Here is a 22,100-nt window from a genome sequence, read left to right as displayed (position 1 = left end):
TGGGTTCCCGGCGGTCAGCTGGAGGTGCGGCCGTAGAACAGCTCGGACGTCAGGTCGTTGAGCCTCATGTCGGGGCGCTCGCCGTAGGTGAGGACCGAGTTGATCCGCGGGGTGGCCCCCTTGATCGGGGTGACCTGGTGCAGTGCGTGCTCGCCCCGGAAGAACGCCAGGGTCCCGGGCGCGCTGGGGAGCACCTTGAGACGACTGCGGTCTCCCTGCAGCACCTCCTGCACACCCTCGTAGTTCTCGTCGTCGTCGGAGCGCAGGCCCGGGGCGTACTCGAAGTCGCCGCCCTCATCCGCCTGCTGGTACATCACCGTCATCGAGAACTCGCTGCGGTCGAAATGCCAGCCGAGCTCCTCGCCGGGATGGAACGTGGTGACCTGCAGGGCATCCAGGGGGTCGGCGCTGCGATAGAGCACCGGCTTCTCCAGGGCCGCGGCGATGAAGGCGGTCAGGTCGTCCGACTCGTAGAGCCGTCGCATCGGCGCGTCGCCGGGGATGTGGTCGTAGGCGATGCCGTGTTTGGCCGACCGCACCTGGTGGGCCCGCGGGTGCTGGGCGTGGACGCTCTCGTCGACAGGCTCGAAGTAGATCGTGTGTGTCCGGTCGGAAGCCCAGGCCTTGTCCTGCAGCTGACCGGCGAGCTCGACCATCGACGACACCGCCTCAGGGGTGATGAATCCCTCGAGCGTGCACACGCCGTCCTTGGCCAGAGCGGCGCGGCAGGAGTCGACGAGGGCGCGACCGCGCTCGCTGTCCAGCTCGTGGATCGGGTACCGCTCCAGGTCGACGACGTCCGCGTAGGCAGGCGCCGTGGTGGCGGTCAGGGTCATGGTGGGCTCCTCGTGGTCGTTGCTCGCGCACCGGACCGTGCGCGTGGTCTCCAGCGTGCGGCGGCCAAGATCATTAGAGCAAGTCCAGTCATTGACCCTATTCATCAGAAATTCTAATATCTGAGCAGGAACGGTACGCGGGCGTGCCAGCGACGCAGCCACCGGCCGATGGAGCAGGCGCAGTGAGGGGACCGACATATGAATGTGCATGGTGAACCGGCATGAATGAACCCAGGCGCGCGCTCGAACTGCGCTACCTGTTGGCCCTGGCCGCCGTCGGTCGGGAGGGCTCGTTCAGCCGAGCCGCCGAGACGCTCGGTTACACCCAGTCCGCCATCAGCCAGCAGATCGGCCGGCTCGAGCGGCTCGTCGGGCAGCGGCTCCTCGAACGCCCGGGCGGTCAGCGACCGGTCGCGCTGACCGCCGCGGGGCGCGTCCTCCTCGGGCACGCGGAGGCGATCGTCGCCCGGTTGGACAGCGCCCGCGCCGACCTGCGCGCACTCGCCGAGGGCGAGTCGGGGCTGCTGCGGATCGGTTGCTACCAGAGTGTCGGCGCCCGGCTCCTGCCGCGCATCCTGCGCGAGTTCCAGGCGAGCTGGCCGCAGGTGCGCGTGGAGCTGACCGAGGCCGAGGACGACGAGGAGCTGCTGCACCTGGTGGAACGGGGCGAGCTCGACCTGACCTTCCTCGTCTACCCGGTCATGGCGGGGCCCTTCGCCCACCGCGAGCTGCTCGAGGACCCCTACGTCGTGGTCGTCCGCGACGACAGCGAGCTCGGTCGGGACGGCAGCGCCGTGCACCCCAGGGACCTGACCGGGCACCCGCTGGTGACGTATGCCCGGATGCGCGACGTGCACGCGGTCGAGTCCCGTCTCGGCCGCCCGGAGCTCGCCAGCCAGATCCTGTTGCGCTCCAACGACAACGGCACGATCCTCGGGCTCGTCGCCGAGGGCGTCGGCTCGGCAGTCATCTCGTGGTTGTCGGTCGACCCCTTCCGCACCGGGGTGCGCACGGTGCCGCTCGCGGGAGTGGCACCGCGGGTCGTGGGTCTGGCCTGGCACCGTGACCGTTACCGCATCCCCGCAGGCGAGGCCTTCGTGCGGGTGGCCCAGCAGGAGGCAAGTCGGGTCGCCGTGCCCTGACTGCGTTCCGGCAGGTGCGCGGGGCTGGTATGCCGTCCGCGGCAGCTGCCCTGGACGGCATACCTCGCGACGGGTTCAGCTCAGGATGAGGTGCGGCCGTAGAAGATCTCGGAGGTCAGGTCGCTGAGCCGCATGTCCGGGCGTTCGCCGTAGGTGAGGACCGAGTTGATCCGCGGTCGGCCGCCCTCGATCGGCGTCACCCGGTGGAGCGCGTGTTCGCCACGGAAGAAGGCCAGCGTGCCCGGCGCGCTCGGCAGCACCTTGATGGCGCTCCGGTCACCCTGCAGCACCTGCTGGACACCGTCATGGTTCTCGTCTTCCTCCGAGCGTAGACCGGGGACGTACTCGAAGTCGCCGCCCGCCTCGGCCTGTTGGTACATCACCGTCATCGAGAACTCGCTGTTGTCGAAGTGCCAGCCGAGCTCCTCGCCGGGCTGGAACGCGGTGACCTGCAACGCATCCAGCGGGTCGGCGCTGCGGTAGAGCACCGGCTTCTCCAGGACCGCGGCAATGAAGTGCGTCAGGTCGTCCGACTCGTAGAGCCTGCGCAAGGGCGCGTCCTTGGGGATCTGGTCGTAGGCGATGCCGCGTTTGGCCGAGCGCACCTGGTGTGCGCGCGGGTGCTCGGCCGGCACCGACTCGTCCACCGGCGTGAAGTAGATCGTGTGCAGCCGGTCGGAAGCCCACGCGTCCCCGCCTCGCGTTCCGGCGAGGTGCACCATGGCGTCCACCGCCTCCGCGGTGATGAAGTCCTCCAGGTTGCACACGCCTGTCTCCGCAAGGTCGGCGCGACAGGCGTCGACGAGCGCCCGCCCGCGCGCGCTGTCCAGCTCGTGGATCGGGTACCGCTCCAGGTCCACGACATCGGCGTAGGGCGGCGGTGTGACGGGTGTCGTATCGGTCATCGGTGGTTCCTGTCTGTCGTGGCGTGGTCGGCAAGCCCGGATGGCCCTGTGGCGGCCCGGTCCGGAGGAAGTGCGGTGTCTCGGATTCAGCGGAGGTCAGTAGAGATCGAGGAACCGGTCGAGCACCCGGGTGGAGAAGTGCAGCGCCTCCACCGGGATGCGCTCGTCGATGCCGTGGAACAGCGACCAGAAGTCCAGGTCCTCCGGCAACAGCAAGGGGTTGAAGCCGAAGCACTCGATCCCCAGTCGTTGCAGGTGCGTCGCGTCGGTGCCGCCGGACAGCATGAACGAGGAGACCCTCGCTGTCGCATCCTCCGACTGCAGAGCCTGCGAAGCAGCCGAGAACAGAGCCGGATCGGGCCCGTCCGCGGTCGGCGCCAGTCCGGCGGTCCGCGCGAGCTCACGCACCTCCACCCCGTCGCCGAGCGCGGCGTCCAGCTCCGCGCGGAACTCGTCCCAGCGCCCAGGCAGGTAGCGGCAGTCCAGCTCGGCCGTCGCGGAGCCCGGTATGACGTTGCTCTGGTAGCCGGCGGACAGCCGTGTTGCGTGGGCAGTGTGCCGCAGGCCGGAGGCCGCGTTGCCGGCCTCGGTCCCCAGCAGCGACAGGGCGGCCTCAGGGTGGTCCGGGTCGAACGCCACGCCGCCGAGCTCGCACGCGGTCCGCAGGAGCTGCTCGACCTGCGGGGTCAGGTGCACTGCGAAGCGGTCATGGGTGAGCCCGCCGATGGCTTCCCCCAACACCCGGACCGGGTTGTCATCGTAGAGTCGTGAGGCGTGCGCGGGGGCGGCACGGGCCGTGAGCTCCAGTGCGGCCCAGCCCTTCTCGGCCGTGTGGATGGGATAGATCCGCTCCCCGGGGCGGATCGGGACGCTGTAGCCCCCACCTTCACCGATCGCGGTGCGGCAGCCCTCGAACAGGTCCGGTCGGTGCTGCACCGCCCACTCGGCGCCGAGCACTCCCGCGTTCTCCTCGTCGGCGAAGAAGGCCAGCACCAGCGGACGCCTGGGCAGCCGTCCCCCGCGCACCCGCTCCTGCACGACGGTCAGCACACTGGCGACCATGTTCTTCATGTCCACTGCGCCACGGCCCCACAGGTAGCCGTCCCTGACCTCGCCGGAGAGCGGGTGGACCGACCACTCGTGGGGCTGGGCCGGCACGACGTCAAGGTGCATCTGCACCAGCAGCGGGTCGAGAGTCGGGTCCTGCCCAGGCACGCGCGAGACCAGTGTGCTGCGTCCCGGCTCGGACTCCACCAGCTCGGAGCCCACACCGGCGTCGCTGAGGAAGGTGGCGACCCACTCCGCGGCGGCCCGCTCCCCCGGGCCGCCGATCTGGGTGTCCATCCGGATCAACGTCGAGCAGGTCGCGACCGCGTCCTCCCACCACCGATCACCCACGGCGTTGCTCTGGTCGCGCCCGACTTCCGCTCCCTGCACCTCGGCCGTCACGGTCTGCTCCTCCTTCGTTGCGCGGTCTGCTCAACGCACCGCGCGCAGGAAGGCGCGGGTCCGCTCGTGCTGGGGGTCGTTGATGACCTGGCTGGCGGGTCCTTCCTCGACGACCTGTCCGGCGTCGAAGAACACGACGCGGTCAGCGACCTCTCGGGCGAAGCTCATCTCGTGGGTGACCACCGCCATGGTCATGCCGCTCGAGGCCAGGTCGCGCATCACCGCAAGGACGTCCCCCACCAGCTCGGGGTCGAGGGCCGAGGTGGGCTCGTCGAAGAGCATCAGCTTGGGCTGCATGCACAACGCCCTGGCGATCGCGACACGCTGCTGCTGCCCCCCGGACAGGTGCCGGGGATAGGCACTTCTCTTGTCCGCCAGACCGACCTGCTCCAGCAGCGACAGCGCGCGCAACGTGACGTCCGCCTTCGGCTGCTTCAGGGCCAGCCGCGGCGCCTCGATGAGGTTCTCCAACACCGTCATGTGCGGAAAGAGGTTGAAGTGCTGGAAGACCATCCCGATCTGGCCGCGGCGCTTGCAGATCTCCTTGTCCGCCAGCTCGTGCAGCTTGTTACCGCGTTGCTCGTAGCCGACCACCTGGCCATCGACCCACAACCGGCCTCCGTCAACGCGTTCGAGGTGGTTGATGCAGCGCAGGAAGGTGCTCTTGCCCGACCCGGACGGGCCGACCATGCACACCACCTCGCCCCGGCCGATGGTCAGATCGACGCCCTTGAGCACCTCGAGCCGGCCGAAGGACTTGCGCACCTGTTCGGCGCGCACCATGGGGTCGTTCTGCGACTCGTGCGACGCCGCGGTCAGGCGTGTCGAGGTCGACTCGGTCATGACAGATCACCCTTCGCGAGCGGGGTGTGGGTGGCCAGCAACGCTCTCAGCCGTTGCAGAGGGGTGGGTGGCAGGACCTTGTTACCACGGGCAAAGTGCCGTTCGACGTAGAACTGGCCGATGGTCAGCAGGGTCGTCACCACGAGGTACCAGATGCTCGCCACGATCAGCAGCGGGATGGGCTGGAAGGTGCGGTTGTAGATGATCTGCGCCGAGTAGAGCAGATCCGGCACGGCCAGCACCGAGACCAGAGACGTCATCTTCAGCATGCCGATGGTCTCGTTCCCTGTCGGCGGGATGATCACCCGCATCGCCTGGGGCAGGATGACGCGCCTCATGGTCTGACTCCGAGTCAGGCCCAACGCCCCGGCCGCCTCCTGTTGGCCGTGGTCGACCGAGATGATCCCGGCCCGCACGATCTCGGACATGTAGGCCGCCTCGTTGAGTCCCAGTCCGAGGATGGCCGCCGTCAGCGGGGTGATGAGCTGGTTGGCGTCCAGATGGATCCCGGGGAGCCCCAACGTGATCACCGGATAGAGCGCCGCCAGGTTGTACCAGAAGAGAAGCTGCACGAGCAGCGGTGTCCCCCGGAAGAAGGACACGTAGCCGAAGGCGCCACTGCGGATGACCGGGTTGGCCGAGATCCTCATGACGGCCAGGACGATCCCCAGGACGACACCGACCACCATGCAGACGGCGGTCAGCCAGATGGTCAGCCAGAGGCCCTGGGCGACGGACACGTCGCGCAGGTAGAGGTTGACCACGTCCCACTGGAAACGTTCGTTGCCCACGACCGACCGCAGCAGGGCCACTCCGATGAGCACGACCACCGCTGCGGCCACCCACCGGCCGGGATGTCGCTTGGGTACGACCGTCAGGTCCTCCCCGGGCGCCGGCGAAGGCGACAGGCCCTCGCTCGAGCGCCGCAGGTCCGCGGTCACTTGACGACCTCACCCGCGTCATCGCCGAGCGACTGGTCGGGCATGCCCCACTTGTTCATCAGCTTCTTCATCGTGCCGTCCGCCACGACTTCATGCATGGCCGCCGAGATCGCGGGCACGAGGTTGGACCCGTTCTTCAGCGCCACTCCGGTCTTGGTCGGCTCGTAGTCCTCACCCGGCGCAAGCTCGAACCGTCCACCGGACAGCTTGGACTGGTAGGCCATCGAGATGCTGTCGGCCATCACGGCGTCCACGCGCCCGCTGGACAGAGCGAGGTTCGCCTCGTTCTGCGACGGGAAGAGGCGGATGGTGATCGGCTTGTTGCCCGCCGTCACGCAGGCCTTCGAGAACTCCGGCAGGTAGTCGATCCCCTGGATCGAGCCCTTCTGCCCGGCGATCCGGAGTCCGCAGAGCTGCTTCGGGTCCATGGTGAGGTTCTTGGGGTTTCCCTTGGGGACGGCGATCCCCGTCCCACCCGTGAGGTAGACGACGAAGTCGACCGTCTTGGCCCGTTCCGGCGTCACGGAGAACGCCGACATGCCGAGGTCGTGCTTGCCGCTGGTCAGGCCGGCCAGGATCGTGTCGAATCCCGCATTGACGTCGACGGCGGTCAAGCCCATCTTGCCGGCGAGGGCCTTGGACAGGTCAGCGTCGAAGCCGATGATGGTCTTGTTGTCCTTGTCGAAGTACTCGAACGGCGCGTAGGACGCGTCCATGGCAACAGTGAGCTTGCCCTTCGCCTTGACGCTGGCCGGCACGAGCTTCGCCGCCTTGCCGACCTTCGTGTTCGCGGCGGGTTGCGCTGCCGCGCTCGCACCTCCCCCCTGGCCGCCGCCCGTGCCACCGGCTGCGGGGTCGGCGGTCTGGCTCGCCTGGGTGCAGGAGGACAGCGCGATCATGCCGATCACGGGGAGGGTGAGGGCGCACAAACGGGTCAAGCGCATGGGTCAGGCCTTTCGTGGGGGGCCTCGCGAGCACGGCGCGGCCAAGGAGTGGATGCACTGTATACGCTGGATCCAGCAGCCACAAGAGGGTACGGTTCACGTCATGGTCAGCTCCCCGGCTCGTCGGTCCGGCGCCCGTCCGATGGGCACGGTCGTCTACGAGTCCGTCCGCGACGCCATCATCGAGGGCCGCTACGGTGCCGATGAGAAGCTCGTCCAGGAGCAGGTGGCCGGCGACCTGGGGGTCTCTCGCACCCCGGTCCGAGACGCCCTCAATCGCTTGGCGCAGGAGGGCCTGGTGACGTGGCTCCCCGGCAGCGGCTACCTCGTCAACGACCTGACCGACCAGGACATCACCGAGGTCTTCGAGGTGCGCCGCAACCTCGAGGTGCTGGCGCTGGAGAAGTCCTGCGGACGGCTCAGCCGGGTGCAGGCGTCGCGCATCAACACCATCATCGAGGAGATGGCCGCGGCCGACCCGACCGACGCCGCAGCGCAGTTCGACCTCAACCGGCGCTTCCACCAGGCGATGATCGAGCCGGCCGGTAACCAGCTCCTCCTGACGATGCTGGACCAGCTCTGGGACCACCCCGTCAGCCGTCGGATCACCCGGTCCTACATCCACGACGAGGAGAACGTCGGCCGGATGATCGAGGAGCACCGCCAGATCCTGCAGGCCTGCCTCGACGACGACGTCCAGCGCCTGACGACGTTGTCCGAGAAGCACATGACCGAGGGCTACGGCGAGACCCTGTCCGAGGCCACCTGAGGGCGCGGCGCCTGCATGGTCGCTGCTTCAGCCGACCAGCTCGCTGAGCCAGTCGGAGAGGACCTCGCGCGAGTCCGCGCCGAGCGCCGGGCTGCTGCGCACCCGAGGTCGGCCCGACTCGACCTGCACCGGCATGCCCAGGTAGGGCGTCGGGCCCAGGACGGGATGGTCGAACTCGCCGACCAGCCCACGGCCGCGCACCTGTTCGCTGGCGAGCGCCTGCTCCAGGTCCCAGAGGGGCGCGGCCGGCACCCCGGCGGCGCCGGCCAGCGCCAACACCTCCCCGCTCGTGTGCCGCGACGTCCACGCCTGCGTGATCTCGGTGATCTGCGAAACCCGCTGCGCGCGAGCGCTGTCCGTGCTGAAGTCCGGGTCGGTCGCCAGTTCCGGCCGCTCGACGAGCGCGGCGAACCGGCCGAAGACGGCGTCGTTCGCGACGGCTATCGCCACGAGGCCGTCCTTGGTCGGATAGGTGTCGAACGGCGCGGACACCGGGTGCCGGTTGCCGACCCTGCCCGGATGCACTCCGGTGGCCGTGAGCAGGCTCAGCCCGGTCACCTGCAGCGAGATCATCGAGTCGAGCATCGAGACGTCGAGGTGCTGGCCGCGGCCGGTCCGCTCCCGCTCGTAGAGCGCCGCGCACGTGGACCACGCGGCGAACAGGCCGGCGACGACGTCGGCCAGCGACTCCCCCACCCGGGTGGGCAGACCCTCCGGCGTCCCGGTGGCGGCCATCAGACCCGACATGGCCTGGACCACCAGGTCGTAGGCCGGGAGCCCGGCCATCGGCCCGGTCTGGCCGAATCCGGAGATGCTGGTGTAGACCAGCCGCGGGTTCACCGCGGACAGGGCGGCGTGGTCGATGCCCAGCCGCTCGGTGACCCCGGGACGGAAGTTCTCGACCAGCACGTCGGCCTGCTCGACGAGCCGCAGCAGGGTCGCCCTCTCGGCATCGTCCTTGAGGTCGAGCACCACACTGCGCTTGCCGCGGTTGAGCTGGGCGAAGTAAACACTCTCCCCGGCCGTGAACGGCCCGAGATGGCGGGCGTCGTCGCCTGCGGGCGACTCCACCTTGACCACGTCGGCCCCCAGCTCGGCGAGCAGACCGGTGCAGTAGGGGCCGGCGAGGACCCGGCTGAGGTCGAGGACACGGACTCCGTCGAGGGCTGGCATGGCGCCCACGCTAGGCAGCCGATGACGCGGGGGCCATGTGCACGCGCACGAGCTCCGGGGAGCCCTTCGTGCACGTGCACCTTGAGCGGGGCGGGGACGGCTGGTCCCATGACAGGGACCGCAGCCCGACCGAGGAGCCTTCGTGACGCCATACCTCCTGCCCGACACGTATGCCGATTTCCGCGCCGCGGCGCGCAGTGTCGCCGAGGACAGGCTGGCACCCAACGCGGCCATGGTGGACCGCCGTGGCGGCTTCGCCCAGGAGTCGTATGACGGGCTGGTCGCCGCCGGCATGCACGCACCGGGCATCCCCGAGGAGTTCGGTGGTGACGGCATGGATGCCATCGCGTCTGCCATCCTCGTCGAGGAGGTCTCACGCGTCTGCGCCTCGTCCTCGTCGATCCTCACGTCCAACAAGCTGGGCATCACCCCCCTGCTGCTGCACGGCACCCCCGGGCAGCAGCAGGACCACCTGCCCGAGGTCGCCTCCGGGGCGGCACTGATGGCCTACGCGATCAGTGAGCGGGAGGCTGGCAGCGACGTGGGCGCGATGCGTTGCCGCGCAACCGAGTCCGGCGACGAGTGGGTCCTCGACGGTGTCAAGACCTGGATCACCTCGGCCGGCGTGGCGCGGTTCCTCATCGTCTTCGCCGTCACGGACCCCGACCGTGGATCGCGCGGCATCTCGGCCTTCATCGTCCACTCCGACGACGAGGGCATCAGCTATGGCGAGCCGGAGCGCAAGATGGGTCTGCGCGGGTCGGTCACCCGAGAGGTCTACTTCGAGGACTGCCGCATCCCGGCCGACCGGCTCCTCGGAGAGCGCGGTCGCGGCATGCGGGTCGCGCTCGGCACGCTCGACCACACCCGTGTCTCCATCGGTGCCCAGGCGCTCGGAATCGCGCAGGGCGCACTGGATCTCGCGACCGGCTACGTCCAGGAGCGCCGCCAGTTCGGCCACGCGGTCGCGGACTTCCAAGGGGTCCAGTTCATGCTTGCGGACATGGCCATGCGGGTGGAGTCGGCCCGCCAGATGGTCTACGCCGCGGCCGCTCGCAGTCAGGAGCGCGCCAAGGACCTGACCTACTTCGGGGCTGCAGCCAAGTGCCTGGCCAGCGACACGGCGATGTCCGTGACCACCGATGCGGTGCAGCTGCTCGGCGGAGCCGGCTACACCATGGACTTCCCCGCCGAGCGGATGATGCGCGACGCCAAGATCACCCAGATCTACGAGGGCACCAACCAGATCCAGCGGATGGTCGTCGCACGCCAGCTGCTGGGGCCCCGCTGACCGACCGGTCGTCCCGGCAGCGTCCCCGATGGGATACTCCGGGAGTGTCCGTCACCGTCGCCGCCCTGCTGGCGGAGCCTGCGCTACAGCTGGTGGCGCTGACCTCACACTGCCACCCGGGTGACCGCGAGATCAGCTGGGTCGCCACGACCGAGCTCAGCGAGCCCGCGCCGTTCCTGCGCGGCGGTGAGCTGGTCTGCACCACCGCTCTGCAGGAGCGCACCGACCAGCAGTGGCGCACCTTGGTCGACCAGCTCGTCGAGGTGCCGGTCGCCGCCTTGTGCATCGGCACCGGGCTGGTGCGCGACGCGGTGCCACAGTCGCTGGTGACGGCCGCCGAGACGGCAGGGCTCGCCGTGGTCAACTCGCCGGTCTCGGTGCCGTTCATCCAGATCAGCCGCCTCGTGGCCGACCGGATCTTCGCCGAGCAGTACGAGCTGGTGCGCTCCAGCGCCTTCGCCCAGGACCAGCTGCTCCGCGACCTGCTCGACGGCCGCGGCCTGCCGCACCTGGTCCGGACCCTGGCCAGGCACCTCGGTGCCGGTGCAGAAGTGGCCCTCGTGGACGGGGACGGACGGTGGATCGCCGGGCACTCGCCCACCCCATCGGGGGCAGCGAGCACCGGCGCGCCACAGGACGTGGCAGGCCACGAGGTGTCCGGGCAGGAGGCCGACGGAGAACCGGTCGCCGAAGGGGGCGAGGGCTGGGGTCCGACGAGCGAGGTGCCCATCCTCGTCGACCGTGAGCCGCTGGCCTACCTGAGGGCCCGTGCTCCTCGGCCCCGGCCCGACATCCTCTCGTCGGCAGCCAACGTGCTCGGGCTCGAGATCGCCCGTCGCCAGGCCGTCTTGCGCGGACAGCGCGCCTTGGCGGCGCAGGTGCTCGAGGACATCGTGCAACGCACGGGATCGGACGCGGAGTCGCGTCGCCGCCTCGCCGACCTGGGCGTGACCCCCGACGAGGAGCACCGGGTGGTCATCGGCCGGGCCCAAGGCGCAGCCCAGGCGCTCACCCGCCACCCCACCGCCATCCTGCGGTTGTTCGACGACGTCGAGGAGAACCATCTGACGGCCTGGCACGACGACCGCGTCGTCCTCGTCGTGTCGGCCGAGACCGATGCCGACGAGGTTGCCCGAGGTCTGCTGACCCGGCTGCGGGACCGCGATCCCCACGCGGCGGTCGGTGTCAGTGCGGCTCACCCGGGGATCATGGGCCTGCGCCGGGGTCACCTCGAGGCGCGCCTCGCCGGCGAGCGGGGTCCGGGTGTCCACCGGTCCGTGGAGCTCTCGCTCGGCGCCGTGCTGCTGGCCGGCGCGGACGCCGGGACGCACGAGCTCGCGGACTCGGCACTGCGGCCCTTGGTCGAGCACGACCGCGACCGTGGCTCCGACCTCGTCGCGACGCTGCGCACCTGGCTCTCCCGGGACTGCTCCATGGCGGCCACCTGCGCCGCCCTGCACCTGCACCGCAACTCTCTGCGCTACCGCCTCGCGCAGATCGGCGAGCTCACGGGTCAGGACCTGGACACCATGGCTGCGCGGGTGGACCTGTGGCTCGCCGTGCACCACGGCCAGCTTCGGTCCTCCCAGCCGGGCTGACCCGGTCGGCTTCGGACGGGGAGCAGTTCCGCCCAACACGAGCGGAGCGGACGGACGGGGACACCCCTACCCCCGCGTCAGCGAGAGGCAATCTCCAGGTCGCAGACGGTCCAGCCGGCGATCCGCGTCCAGCGATCGGCCGCGGCCACGTGATCGGGATGGGTCAAGAACGCGCGCAGGACCGCGGGGCTCTCGAAGTCACCGACACCACCGAAGTCGGCGGAGACCTCGCGGTCGCTGGTGTCCGCGCCGATCCGCCAGTCCTCGCCGCCGGGCACGGTCGTCCGCAACCCCGCAGACCCCGCCACGGCTTCCGTGACCCGCGGGTCGTCGTGGGAGACACCCTCGTGCAGCCGGAAGAGGACGATGTGCCGGATGGTCACGAGGCCCACCCCGCGCCCCCGGCGTCGGCGCCCACCCGGCGCGAGGAGCCCGGCGCCGTGTCACGCACCAGCGTCTCGCCCTCCTGGCGCAGCTGGGCGATGCTCGTGACGCCGAGCAGCTGCATGGCCCGGCGCAGCTCGTCGGCCAGCATGGTGATCGCCGCGGTCACTCCGCGCTCGCCGCCAGCGCCCAGACCGTAGAGGTAGGGGCGTCCGACCAGGCAACCGGTGGCCCCCCGGGCCAGGGCGATGACCAGGTCGGTGCCGCGGCGGATCCCCGAGTCGACGTAGACCTCCAGGCTGTCCCCCACGGCGTCGCGCACCTGCGGAAGCGCGTCGATCGGCGGGATGGTCTGGTCGAGCTGGCGGCCGCCGTGGTTGGACAGCACCACGCCGTCGACGCCCAGGGAGGCCGCCTGCCGGACGTCGTCGGGCCGGACCAGTCCCTTGACCACCAGCGGGCCCGACCACAGCTCGCGCAGCTGCGCGAGGTCGTCCCAGCTCACGGAGGCGTCGAAGAGCTCGGCCGACATGGCCATCGCGCCCATCGGGTCCTGTTCGAAGCCGGGGATGTTGGCGAAGGTGATGGGCGCCCCGGTGAGCATCCGGGCGCACCAGACGGGGTGGGCCGCCATCTGCAGGATGGTCGACGGCGTGAGGGTCGGTGGCACGGTGAACCCGGCCCGCAGGTCGCGAGCACGCAGCCCGGTCACCGGGGTGTCGACCGTGAGCATCAGCGCCCGGTAGCCGTGGTCCCGGGCCCGGGCCACGAGGTCGCGCATCAGGGCCCGGTCGCGCCAGACGTAGAGCTGGAACCACAGGTCACCGGTGGACTCCCGGGCGACGTCCTCCAGGTTCGTGGTCGCGACCGTGGAGAGTGTGTAGGGGATGCCGGCCGCGCCCGCGGCACGGGTCACCGCGGGCTCGCCCTGGTTGTGCATCATCCGGGTGTAGCCGGTGGGTGCCAGGGCGAAGGGAAGCGCCGACTCGACACCGAGGAAGGACGCCCTGGTGTCCACCTCGGTCACGTCGCGCAGGGGGTGCGGCAACAGCGAGAAGCGTTCGTATGCCGTGCGGTTGCGCTCCACGGTCACCTCGCCGTCCGCTCCCCCGTCGACGTAGCCACGCACGCCCTCAGGCCAGCGACGGCGGGCGGCGCGCCGCAGGTCGTCGATCGTGTGGCAGTGGGCGAGGGTGCGGTCCACGGGGTCGAGGATCGGCCGGCGCGGCCTGATCAGGGCGCGGACGTCACGGGGTCTCATGCTGGTCGGAGCTCCTTCACGGAGGTGGGTGAGTGGCGTGGACGGGTTCAGAAACCCTTGCCGGGGTTGAGGATCCCGGTCGGGTCGAGAGCCGACTTGATCGAGCGTTGGACGTCCATGACGTCCGAACCGAGCTCGAGCTCGAGCCAGCGGGTCTTGAGGACGCCGACCCCGTGCTCGCCGGTCAGTGTGCCGCCGAGCTCGATCGCCGTCCGGAAGACCTCGTCGGCGGCCGCCCACACCTCGGGTGGGGCGTCGCCGTCGGGAGTCGGCTCGAACACGAAGGTCGGATGAGTGTTGCCGTCTCCGGCGTGGGCGACGGTCAGGATGGTGACACCGTGCCTGGCGCCGGCCCGCTCGATCGCATCCAGCATGTCCGGCAGCTTCGAGCGCGGCACGCCGACGTCCTCGACCAGACAGCGCCCGAGCCGCTCGGCCGCAGGGTAGGCAAGTCGGCGCACCTCGAGCAGCTGGGCCGACTCGTCCCGGTCCGCAGAGACCGCAACGAAATCAGCACCGGCCGCCTCGAACGAGGCTTCCAGTTGGTCGGCCACCTCGGCCGCGTCGCTGCCGTCGGCCTGTCCGATCAGCATGGCTGCGGTGTCGCCCAACCCCATGTGTTTCCAGTCGTCGATCGCCTGCAGGGTGTTGCGGTCGACCAGCTCCAGCAGGCTCGGCACGACTCCATCGCGGACCACCGAGGCGACCGCGTCGCCCGCGGCTCGCAGGGACGGGAAGCTGCCGACGACGGTCACCGGCTCCGCGGCCGGCCTGGGCCGCAACCGCAGCGTCGCGCTCGTCACGATGCCGAGCGTCCCCTCCGACCCGACGAACAGACTGGTCAGGTCGAGGCCGGCCACGCCCTTGACGGTGCGGCGTCCGGTGTGGATCACCCGGCCGTCCGCCAGCACCACCTCGAGACCCAACACGAAGTCGCGGGTCACGCCATACTTCACACAGCGCAGTCCACCGGCGTTGGTGGCGATGTTGCCGCCCAGCGTGGAGATCTCGTGGCTGGACGGGTCGGGGGCATACATCAGTCCGACCTCGGCGGCCGCCCGGTCGAGGTCGGCGGTGATGACACCCGCCTCGACGACGGCCAGCTGGTCCCCGGCCGAGATCTCCCGGATCGCGGTCATCCGGGCCAGGCACACGACGAGGCAGCCCGGTGTCGCGGTCGCTCCCCCGGCCAGTCCGGTGCCCGCCCCCCGTGGCACCACCGGTATGCCGTGCCGGTGGGCCCAGCGGAGAGCTGCGGACACGTCCTCCACGGTCTCGGCCAGCAGCACCGCCACCGGCGTGCCGGGAGCCACCAGGTGCGCCTCGTCGCGGCAGTAGGCCTCGACGACGTCGGGGTCGGTGAGCAGCCGGCCGCTGAGGCCGGTCCCGAGCTCCGACAGGTCAGCAACGGTGTCGCTGGTCAACAGGTCTCCTCACAGGTCGAGGACCAGGCGGTCGCACAGGGCACGTCCGACACAGATCATCATCGTGTCGTTCGCCGCTCGCTCCTCGTCGGACAACAGGCTGTCGCGGTGGTCCGGGACACCGGCGAGCACCTTGGTCTCGCACGTGCCGCAGATCCCCTCGCGACAGGAGTTCAGTGGTTCGATGCCATTGTCCTCCAGCGCCTCCAGCACGCTCATCCCGGCGGGCACGGTCACCGTCACACCGGACTGCTCGAGCACCACCTCGAAGTCCGACTCGGCGTCGGGGTCGACCGGTGCCTGCGCCCTGGGCTTGAAGCGCTCCAGGTGGAGCGATCCGGGCGCCCAGCTCGCGCAACGCTCCTCGACGGCGGCAAGCAGCGGTTCGGGACCGCAGCAGTAGACCAGCGTGCCGTCACGCGGCTCGTCGAGGAGCGCGCCCAGGTCGAGCAGGCCGACCTCGTCCTGTGGCTGCACCCGCACGGCGTCGCCGTGGCGTTCCAGCTCGGGCAGGAAAGCCATGCTGCTGCGGGTGCGACCGCCATACAGCAGCTGCCAGGAGGCGCCGGAGGCGGCCACCGCCTCGATCATCGGCAGCATCGGGGTGATGCCGATGCCACCAGCGATGAACAGGTAGTCGGCCCCGGCGACCAGCGGGAAGTTGTTGCGCGGGCCCACCACCTCGACCACGTCGCCGGGACGCAGCGTCTCGTGCACGGCCTGCGAGCCACCCTTGCCGGCTGCTTCGCGAAGCACCGAGATGCGCCACGTGGTGCGGTCGGTGGGGCTGCCGCTCAGGGAGTACTGCCGGGTGATGATGCCCGGCAGGCGCAGGTCGACGTGTGCGCCGGCCTGCCAGACCGGCAGGTCGCCGCCGCCCGGGGCGCGCAGGTGCACCGAGATGACGCCCTCGGACTCCCAGGTCAGCTGGTGGACCCGGAGCCGCAGCTCACGCTCTTCGTGGGTGGTGGACATGGCTTCCTCGTGGTTCGTGGGGTCGTGGCCGGCCTACGGGACCCAGCTGATCGGCTGGCTTGCCGTCGAGCGCAGGCGCACGACGGCGACGGAGGTGGGCTCCTCCCCCACCCGTTCCAGCTCGGGTCGGAGCGGGTCGTCGCCCTCGAGCACCATCGCGTCCAGCTCGTGCAGCAGGTGGCGCCCCTCGACACGCACGCCGCCCTGCCCGACGACGAGCACGGTGACCTCGTGGACGTCTCGCTCGAGGGTGACCGGCTCCCCGCTGATCACGACCTCCGCCCTGGCGGCCGCGGCGTCGGGGTCACAGCTGACCTCCAGCACCGCGGGGAGGCCGCCGGAGCGAGGCAGGCTCAGCGTGAGCCGCTCGACGTCCGCCTGTTCCTCGCCGTGCCCGGATCGACCCTCGAGCACCCGGACGTGCCACTGCCAGGCCTCGCGGCGCGGCGTGTCGGGTGAGGCGGCGACCTCGACCCCGCCTGGCACGGGCCGGTGGGCGCCGGCTCGGAGCAGCAGCCTCACGACGCGCGGCCGGGACGACGCCGGGCCGACTCCGCCTCGGCCGCCTCCTTCGCCTCCTCGGCCTCCTCGGCGACCAGCTTGGTCATGAGCCGACGCGCCTTCGCCACGCCCGCGTCCTGGCCGATGAGCACGTCGGGCAGCGTCTCCGGTCGGGTCTTCATGCGCTGCTGCTGGAGGGCGAGGGCGTCGGCGTCCTCGTCCAGCACGGCTCCGAGGTTCTCGCGCAGCAGGTCGTTGATGGCCTCGTCGCCCACCGAGAAGTTTCGGCAGAAGCCGTAGAAGTACCACGCGGTCGACTCCGTCTGCGGGGTGATCGCGTTGAGCACCTCGAGCAGGTGGCCGTCCACGCGCCGCCCGCCCGGCTCCACCACGCCGGCGTGGATGGTGTGCAGGCTCGGCATCTGGAACTGCGTGGTGTGCCAACGATCCACGAGTTGCAGACCGGTCGCCTTCTCGAACAGCGGCGAGGGGTGGCAGTGCGGCATCCACCGGTCGACACTCACCGAGCGCCCGTCGACCTCGACCGTGACGCCGTTCTCGAAGACCGCCGCGTCGCCGATCGACGACTCGTGCAGGAAGGACTCGTGGGTGAGGTCGAGCAGGTTGTCATGGATCAGGTCGGCGCTCGACTCGAAGAGCCGGGTGTGCGTCACCCGGTCCCACGCGGGGTCGGTCATCCAGTGCGTGTCGGGGACAGGGGTGTCCGCGGCCTTGTCCCGGTCGCCCATCCAGATCCACACCCAGCGGTGCGCCTCGACGACGGGGTATTTGTGCACCAGCGCCCGCGGGGGGATCCGGTCCTGGGCCGGCACCTTGACGCACAACCCCTCGCAGTCGTACTCGAACCCGTGGTAGCCGCACTGGATGTTGTCGCCGATGATCCGGCCGGCGGACAACGGGTAGGCGCGGTGTGCGCAGCGGTCGGCCAGGGCCACGGCGGTGCCGTCCTGCTTGCGGTAGAGCACGACGTCGTCGCCGAGGACGGTGCGCTTCATCGGCTCACGGGTGACCTCCTCGGACCATCCGATGACATACCAGGCGTTCTTGACGAACATCGATCAATCTCCTTGGGACTCGGCGAGGGTGCGGGTTCAGCGCCCGGACAGCGCAGGGACGTGGAGGTCGCCGGCGAGGGCGTGGTCGAGCAGCTCGAGGCCGCGATCCGAGGGCACGCTGACCCGGACGGTCCCGGGCAGGCCGAGGCTGCTGCCCGGGCGCACGGACACCCCGTGGGTGTAGAGCCGCTCGACGAGGTCCTGCTCGTCCGGTGCGACGACGAGGACGAAGTTGGCCTGCGACTCCACGACCTCGTAGCCGGCCCGCTCGAACAGGCCCGCCACCTCCGTCCGGACCCGCACCGTGTGGCCCACGACGGCGTCCCGGTGCTCGGGGTGGCGCAACGCGGCGACGGCCGCGGACTGCGCGAGGACGCCCACGGAGAACGGCGCGCGGATCTTCCGGAGCGTCGCGATCACCTCGAGGGGCGCCACCAGGTAGCCGACCCGCAGGCCGGCCAGCCCGTGCACCTTGGAGAAGGTGCGCAGCACCGCGACCCGGCCGGTCGCGACCAGGTCCATCGCGGTGCGGGCCGCAGGGTCGTCGGTGAAGTCGATGTAGGCCTCGTCGACCACGATGAGACCGGCCCTGCTCTCCCGGGCGAACTGCTCGATGTCGGCGTGGGACCGGACCGTGCCCGTGGGGTTGTGCGGGTTCACGACATACGCGATGTCGGCCTCGACCGTCGCCATCGTCTGGAGGTCGTGGGTCCAGTCCTTGAGCGGCACCTGGGTGAGCCGGCCGCCGACCACGACGGTGCTGATCTCGTCGATCCGGTATGCCGGGTCCGCACAGACCACGTGGCCGCCGCCGGTCAGGTAGGCCAGGGCCAGCAGGAAGATCAGCTCGTCCGACCCGTTCCCCACCAGGATCTGGTCGGGGTCGACGCCGTGCAGGGCGGCCAGCTCGGACCTCAGCTCGTCCGCCAGCGGGTCGGGGTAGAACTGTGACCGCTGCGCGGCAGCGGTCACCGCCGCGATGATGCTCGGGCTGGCCCCGATCGCCGACTCGTTGGAGGCCAAGGAGCCGTCGGCGCTGGCTGCATGCCGTCCGGGCCGGTAGGGCGCGATCTGCTCCAGCCAGGGACGGGCGGCCAGGGTCATCGGGGGTTCCTTCCACCGAGCAGGGAGGTGGCCCTGGCCGCGGCCTCGCGGACCTGGGTCGTGATCGTGTCGAAAGAGGCGCCGCTGTCACGCAGGTAGCTCACGCCGATCGCCCCGCGGGGGCCGGACATGTCGAAGACCGGGGCGGCGACGCACTGGATGCCGAGGGCCGCCTCGCCGTCGTCGGTCGAGTAGCCGGCGGCACGCACCCGGTCGAGTTCACGGTGGACGTCAGCCAAGGCCTTCGACCGGTCGACACCCGTCGCGATGGCCACGTGGCGCTCCACCTCGTCGGCGTCGAGCCAGGCCAGGCAGCTCTTGCCGACCGCGGTGATCACGGCAGGCAGCCGCGCCCCGATCGCGCTGGCGAGCTGGATGCCCCGCACGGGGGGATCCTCCTTGCACAGGTACACCGCGTCGGTCCCCTCGAGGATCGCCCAGTGCGAGGTGATGTTGAGCGACCTGGTGAGCCGGGCGAGCTCGGGGGCGACGACGCCGACGGTGCCGGTGGCCCGCAGGTGCGCGGCGCCGACCTCGAAGGCCTTCAGGCCGATCGAGTAGGTCGCCGACTCCGACACCTCGACGAAGCCCTCGCCCACGAGCGACGCGAGGATGTTGTGCGCCGTGCTCTTGGGAATCTCCAGCTCGGCGCAGACGCGGGACAGCGGGAGGGGCTTTTCGGCGTGTGCCAACAGCTCGAGGATCCGCACCGCACGGACCACGGATGTGCTCATGTCATCGTCCCTCTCAGCGGACCTTGCCCAGGAACGCCTTGGTCCTGGCGTGCTGAGGGTTGGTCAGCACCTCGCGCGGGTGCCCTGACTCGACCACGACGCCGCCGTCCATGAAGACGAGCGCATCGCCGACCTCGCGGGCGAACGCCATCTCGTGGGTGACGACGATCATGGTCATGCCGTCCTCGGCGAGGCCGCGCATCACGTCGAGCACCTCACCGACCAGCTCCGGGTCGAGGGCCGAGGTCGGCTCGTCGAAGAGCATCAGCTTGGGCTGCATCGCGAGCGCACGCGCGATCGCGACGCGCTGCTGCTGACCGCCGGAGAGCTGGCCGGGGTAGGCGCCGTACTTGTCCTTGAGGCCGACCCTGTCCAGCAGCGCCATCGCCCGCTCCCGAGCGACCGCCTTGGACTCGCCGCGCACCTGGATCGGCCCTTCCATGATGTTCTGCAGCGCAGTCATGTGCGGGAAGAGGTTGAAGCGCTGGAAGACCATGCCGATCTCCTCGCGCTTGCGGGCGACCTCGCGGTCGCGCAGCACGTGGAGGCGGTCACCGACCCTGCGGTAGCCGACGAGCTCGCCGTCGACCGACAGGGAACCGGCGTCGATCTTCTCGAGGTGGTTGATGCAGCGCAGGAAGGTGGACTTGCCCGAACCCGAGGGCCCGACGAGGCAGAAGACTTCCTTGGGCGCCACCTCCAGGTCGATGCCCTTGAGCACCTCGAGACGGCCATAGCTCTTGTGGACGTCGACGGCCTGGACCATCGCGGTGGTGCTGTGCACCGACGGGACGAACGACTGGGTTGTGGTCATGGGCATTCCTTGTCAGCGCCAGCTGGGGGGCATGAGGTTGGTGGCCAGCCGTCTGCCGAAACCCTTGGTCTGCGTGTTGTGCCCTCGGCCGAGGCGGCGTTCCACGATCTGTTGCAGGAGCGTGAAGACCGTGGTCAGCACGATGTACCACAGCGAGGCCGTGAACAGCAGCTCGATCACCTTGAAGTTGGCCGTGTAGATCTTGTTGGCCGAGTGCAGCAGCTCCGAGTAGGAGATGGTGAAGGCGAGCGAGGAGTACTTCAGCAGGGCGATGAACTCGTTGCCCAGCGGCGGCACGATGACCCGCAGCGCCTGGGGCAGCACGATCCGCTTCATCAGCTTGCCCTGGCTCATCCCGATGGCCGCCGCAGCCTCCCGCTGTCCGTTGTCGACCGACAGGATGCCGCCCCGGACGATCTCGGCGATGTAGGCGCCCTCGTTGACACCGAGCCCGAGCAGTGCGGCCACGAAGGGCGTCATCACCGAGTTCATCGAGGCCGACCAGAGCCCCGGTATCTCCACGGTCTTGAAGACGATCGCCAGGTTGAACCAGATCAGCAGCTGCACCAGCAGCGGTGTCCCGCGAAAGAGCCACGTGTATCCGTTGGCGACCGCACGCAGGACGGGGTTGCCGCTCTGTCGCATCACCGCGGCCGTCACGCCGAGCGCCAGCCCGAGGCACATCGCCAGCAGGGTCAGCTCGAGGGTGTGCCAGACGCCCCAGAGGATCGGGGACGCGGTGAAGTACTTCGCCACGAGGGCGTACTCGATGTCCGCACCGGCGAAGGCACGCACCAGCAGGGCCAGCAGGACCAGCACCACCACGCCGAGCGCCCAGGTGCCGTAGCGGCGGACCGGCACGACCTTGAGCGGCCCGGAGCCGTCGTGCGGACGGGGTGCCTTGGGTGACTCGGTCACCTGCGTGTTCGTAGCCAACATTCAGTTCCCTCCGGTCGAGGTGGTCGGGCGGGTCAGTCGGCCGTGGCCTTCGAGGCGACGGCGTTGACGCCCGCCTTCTTGATGCCGATGTCGGCCAGCTGCCACTTCTCGAGGACCTTCTGGTAGGAACCGTCGTCGATGATGCCCTGCCACGCCTTCACAAGGGTGTCGCGCAGCTGCTCGTTGCCCTTGTCGAGGACCATGCCGAAGAACTGCTTCTCGACCTGGAGGTCGGGCACCAGCTCGAGCTTGCCGTTCGACTCCTTGGCGAACGTGGCGGCGGTCGGGAAGTTCTCCAGCATCGCGTCGGCCTTGCCCTGCTTGACCGCGAGCTGCTCCTCCGCGTTGCCGGCGAAGGTCAGCACGGTGAGCTCACCCTTGCCTGCCGTCTTGCACTCGTCAGCCTTCTTCTCGAGGTACTGCGCCTGGACGCCGCCGCGCACCGCCGCGATCTTGTTGCCGCACAGGTCGTCCTCGCTCTTGATGCCGGCGGGGTTGCCCTTGGCGACGACGAAGCCCTGCGAGGACTGCAGGTAGTAGACGAAGTCGAAGGTCTGCTCGCGTTCGGCGGTGTCGTTGGTCGCCCCGTAGACGACGTCGTAGCGCTTGGCCTTGAGCGCGCTGAAGAGCGTGTCGAAGCTCGCGTTGTTCCAGGTGAAGGTGACCCCGAGCTGCTTCTCGAGAAGCGTGGCGAGCTCCGGCTCGAATCCGTCGAGGGTCTTGCCGTCCTCCTTGTAGTACTCGAACGGTGGGTAGTCCACCGACGAGCCGACCTGGATGGTGCCGGCGTCCTGGATCTCCTTCGGCAGCTCGGAGAAGAGCGGCGCGTTGTTGCCGGCATCCTCACCGGCCGCGTTGCTCTCACCTCCGCAAGCGGAAAGGGCCAGCAGACCGGCGAGGGGCAGCGCCACGAGCGTTGCCTTGCGGGACGTCATACGGGGAAAACGAGCCATGGCTGTCGCTCCGGGGTGAGGGGAAGGAGTGGGAAGGTGTGAGA

General features: G+C 70.0%; 22 protein-coding genes. 4 read left to right on the top strand and 18 right to left on the bottom strand.

Annotated features, from left to right (window positions below; translation table 11 throughout):
* Positions 1-14 precede the first annotated feature (14 nt).
* Positions 15-836, bottom strand: coding sequence for a HalD/BesD family halogenase (locus FCN22_RS15780; protein ID WP_238384782.1), 822 nt, complete (start codon positions 834-836; stop codon positions 15-17).
* Between the two features lie 221 nt (positions 837-1,057).
* Here FCN22_RS15780 and FCN22_RS15775 point away from each other — a divergent pair, with 221 nt between their 5' ends.
* Complete coding sequence (locus FCN22_RS15775; RefSeq protein ID WP_137122516.1) at positions 1,058-1,978, top strand: LysR family transcriptional regulator; 921 nt, start codon at positions 1,058-1,060, stop codon at positions 1,976-1,978.
* Positions 1,979-2,058: 80 nt separating this feature from the next.
* Here FCN22_RS15775 and FCN22_RS15770 read toward each other — a convergent pair whose 3' ends face one another.
* The 5 genes from FCN22_RS15770 to FCN22_RS15750 all read right to left on the bottom strand — a co-directional run bounded on the left by FCN22_RS15770 (position 2,059) and on the right by FCN22_RS15750 (position 7,060).
* Positions 2,059-2,883: a HalD/BesD family halogenase gene (locus FCN22_RS15770; RefSeq protein WP_137122515.1), complete on the bottom strand. Its 825-nt coding sequence runs from the start codon at positions 2,881-2,883 to the stop codon at positions 2,059-2,061.
* 96 nt (positions 2,884-2,979) lie between these two features.
* Entirely contained in the window at positions 2,980-4,332 is a 1,353-nt protein-coding gene (locus FCN22_RS15765; protein ID WP_202911620.1) for a M20/M25/M40 family metallo-hydrolase, read from the bottom strand.
* 30 nt (positions 4,333-4,362) lie between these two features.
* Positions 4,363-5,175 (bottom strand): amino acid ABC transporter ATP-binding protein, encoded by an 813-nt coding sequence (locus tag FCN22_RS15760; RefSeq protein WP_274381612.1) that lies wholly within the window; start codon positions 5,173-5,175, stop codon positions 4,363-4,365.
* Positions 5,172-6,116: an amino acid ABC transporter permease gene (locus FCN22_RS15755; protein ID WP_238384781.1), complete on the bottom strand. Its 945-nt coding sequence runs from the start codon at positions 6,114-6,116 to the stop codon at positions 5,172-5,174. Before FCN22_RS15755 ends, FCN22_RS15760 begins: the two co-directional genes overlap by 4 nt.
* Complete coding sequence (locus FCN22_RS15750; protein ID WP_137122514.1) at positions 6,113-7,060, bottom strand: ABC transporter substrate-binding protein; 948 nt, start codon at positions 7,058-7,060, stop codon at positions 6,113-6,115. The genes FCN22_RS15755 and FCN22_RS15750 overlap by 4 nt, the downstream gene beginning before the upstream one ends.
* Positions 7,061-7,163: 103 nt before the next feature.
* Here FCN22_RS15750 and FCN22_RS15745 point away from each other — a divergent pair, with 103 nt between their 5' ends.
* Positions 7,164-7,829 carry a GntR family transcriptional regulator gene (locus FCN22_RS15745; RefSeq protein ID WP_162308230.1) on the top strand — a complete coding sequence of 222 codons (666 nt, stop codon included), beginning with the start codon at positions 7,164-7,166 and terminating at the stop codon, positions 7,827-7,829.
* Positions 7,830-7,856: 27 nt separating this feature from the next.
* On the opposite strand, the gene FCN22_RS15740 is transcribed toward FCN22_RS15745, so the two are convergent.
* A complete protein-coding gene (locus FCN22_RS15740; protein ID WP_137122512.1) occupies positions 7,857-9,002 on the bottom strand; it encodes a CaiB/BaiF CoA transferase family protein in 1,146 nt (381 codons plus the stop codon).
* Positions 9,003-9,144: 142 nt separating this feature from the next.
* On the opposite strand from FCN22_RS15740, the gene FCN22_RS15735 reads away from it, so the two are divergent.
* Positions 9,145-10,293, top strand: coding sequence for an acyl-CoA dehydrogenase family protein (locus FCN22_RS15735; RefSeq protein WP_137122511.1), 1,149 nt, complete (start codon positions 9,145-9,147; stop codon positions 10,291-10,293).
* Positions 10,294-10,337: 44 nt separating this feature from the next.
* On the top strand, positions 10,338-11,891 hold the full coding sequence (locus FCN22_RS15730) for a PucR family transcriptional regulator (protein WP_137122510.1): 1,554 nt from the start codon (positions 10,338-10,340) through the stop codon (positions 11,889-11,891).
* A gap of 77 nt (positions 11,892-11,968) precedes the next feature.
* Here FCN22_RS15730 and FCN22_RS15725 read toward each other — a convergent pair whose 3' ends face one another.
* Genes FCN22_RS15725 through FCN22_RS15675 form a run of 11 tightly spaced genes read right to left on the bottom strand, consistent with a single transcriptional unit; the run spans position 11,969 to position 22,056 of the window.
* Positions 11,969-12,274 carry a Dabb family protein gene (locus tag FCN22_RS15725; protein ID WP_162308229.1) on the bottom strand — a complete coding sequence of 102 codons (306 nt, stop codon included), beginning with the start codon at positions 12,272-12,274 and terminating at the stop codon, positions 11,969-11,971.
* Positions 12,271-13,536: an alpha-hydroxy acid oxidase gene (locus FCN22_RS15720; protein WP_137122508.1), complete on the bottom strand. Its 1,266-nt coding sequence runs from the start codon at positions 13,534-13,536 to the stop codon at positions 12,271-12,273. The genes FCN22_RS15725 and FCN22_RS15720 overlap by 4 nt, the downstream gene beginning before the upstream one ends.
* A gap of 47 nt (positions 13,537-13,583) precedes the next feature.
* The gene (locus tag FCN22_RS15715) at positions 13,584-14,960 is read right to left on the bottom strand and encodes an FAD-binding oxidoreductase (RefSeq protein WP_238384780.1); all 1,377 of its coding nucleotides are present in this window, start codon (positions 14,958-14,960) and stop codon (positions 13,584-13,586) included.
* A gap of 9 nt (positions 14,961-14,969) precedes the next feature.
* Positions 14,970-15,935, bottom strand: a complete 966-nt coding sequence (locus FCN22_RS15710) for a PDR/VanB family oxidoreductase (protein ID WP_137122507.1) — start codon at positions 15,933-15,935, stop codon at positions 14,970-14,972.
* 33 nt (positions 15,936-15,968) lie between these two features.
* Entirely contained in the window at positions 15,969-16,457 is a 489-nt protein-coding gene (locus FCN22_RS15705) for a hypothetical protein (RefSeq protein WP_137122506.1), read from the bottom strand.
* On the bottom strand, positions 16,454-17,512 hold the full coding sequence (locus tag FCN22_RS15700; RefSeq protein ID WP_137122505.1) for a Rieske 2Fe-2S domain-containing protein: 1,059 nt from the start codon (positions 17,510-17,512) through the stop codon (positions 16,454-16,456). Before FCN22_RS15700 ends, FCN22_RS15705 begins: the two co-directional genes overlap by 4 nt.
* Before the next feature lie 36 nt (positions 17,513-17,548).
* Positions 17,549-18,616 carry a pyridoxal phosphate-dependent aminotransferase gene (locus FCN22_RS15695; protein WP_137122504.1) on the bottom strand — a complete coding sequence of 356 codons (1,068 nt, stop codon included), beginning with the start codon at positions 18,614-18,616 and terminating at the stop codon, positions 17,549-17,551.
* Positions 18,613-19,350, bottom strand: a complete 738-nt coding sequence (locus FCN22_RS15690; protein WP_137122503.1) for an IclR family transcriptional regulator — start codon at positions 19,348-19,350, stop codon at positions 18,613-18,615. The genes FCN22_RS15695 and FCN22_RS15690 overlap by 4 nt, the downstream gene beginning before the upstream one ends.
* Positions 19,351-19,363: 13 nt before the next feature.
* Complete coding sequence (locus FCN22_RS15685) at positions 19,364-20,116, bottom strand: amino acid ABC transporter ATP-binding protein (RefSeq protein ID WP_137122531.1); 753 nt, start codon at positions 20,114-20,116, stop codon at positions 19,364-19,366.
* 60 nt (positions 20,117-20,176) lie between these two features.
* A complete protein-coding gene (locus tag FCN22_RS15680; RefSeq protein ID WP_202911619.1) occupies positions 20,177-21,082 on the bottom strand; it encodes an amino acid ABC transporter permease in 906 nt (301 codons plus the stop codon).
* Positions 21,083-21,135: 53 nt separating this feature from the next.
* A complete protein-coding gene (locus FCN22_RS15675; RefSeq protein WP_137122501.1) occupies positions 21,136-22,056 on the bottom strand; it encodes an ABC transporter substrate-binding protein in 921 nt (306 codons plus the stop codon).
* Between the last annotated feature and the right edge of the window lie 44 nt (positions 22,057-22,100).

The sequence above is a fragment of the Segeticoccus rhizosphaerae genome, from assembly GCF_005222685.1.
GTDB lineage: Bacteria > Actinomycetota > Actinomycetes > Actinomycetales > Dermatophilaceae > Segeticoccus > Segeticoccus rhizosphaerae.
This window is presented reverse-complemented; position numbering and strand designations above follow the sequence as displayed.

Bases quoted from the DNA above. Each gene is read 5' to 3' on its own strand.
- FCN22_RS15780 (WP_238384782.1), bottom strand. From the start codon at position 836: ATGACCCTGACCGCCACCACGGCGCCTGCCTACGCGGACGTCGTCGAC.
- FCN22_RS15775 (WP_137122516.1), top strand. From the start codon at position 1,058: ATGAATGAACCCAGGCGCGCGCTCGAACTGCGCTACCTGTTGGCCCTG.
- FCN22_RS15770 (WP_137122515.1), bottom strand. From the start codon at position 2,883: ATGACCGATACGACACCCGTCACACCGCCGCCCTACGCCGATGTCGTG.
- FCN22_RS15760 (WP_274381612.1), bottom strand. From the start codon at position 5,175: ATGACCGAGTCGACCTCGACACGCCTGACCGCGGCGTCGCACGAGTCG.
- FCN22_RS15750 (WP_137122514.1), bottom strand. From the start codon at position 7,060: ATGCGCTTGACCCGTTTGTGCGCCCTCACCCTCCCCGTGATCGGCATG.
- FCN22_RS15745 (WP_162308230.1), top strand. From the start codon at position 7,164: ATGGTCAGCTCCCCGGCTCGTCGGTCCGGCGCCCGTCCGATGGGCACG.
- FCN22_RS15740 (WP_137122512.1), bottom strand. From the start codon at position 9,002: ATGCCAGCCCTCGACGGAGTCCGTGTCCTCGACCTCAGCCGGGTCCTC.
- FCN22_RS15720 (WP_137122508.1), bottom strand. From the start codon at position 13,536: ATGAGACCCCGTGACGTCCGCGCCCTGATCAGGCCGCGCCGGCCGATC.
- FCN22_RS15710 (WP_137122507.1), bottom strand. From the start codon at position 15,935: ATGTCCACCACCCACGAAGAGCGTGAGCTGCGGCTCCGGGTCCACCAG.
- FCN22_RS15700 (WP_137122505.1), bottom strand. From the start codon at position 17,512: ATGTTCGTCAAGAACGCCTGGTATGTCATCGGATGGTCCGAGGAGGTC.
- FCN22_RS15695 (WP_137122504.1), bottom strand. From the start codon at position 18,616: ATGACCCTGGCCGCCCGTCCCTGGCTGGAGCAGATCGCGCCCTACCGG.
- FCN22_RS15690 (WP_137122503.1), bottom strand. From the start codon at position 19,350: ATGAGCACATCCGTGGTCCGTGCGGTGCGGATCCTCGAGCTGTTGGCA.
- FCN22_RS15685 (WP_137122531.1), bottom strand. From the start codon at position 20,116: ATGGTCCAGGCCGTCGACGTCCACAAGAGCTATGGCCGTCTCGAGGTG.
- FCN22_RS15675 (WP_137122501.1), bottom strand. From the start codon at position 22,056: ATGGCTCGTTTTCCCCGTATGACGTCCCGCAAGGCAACGCTCGTGGCG.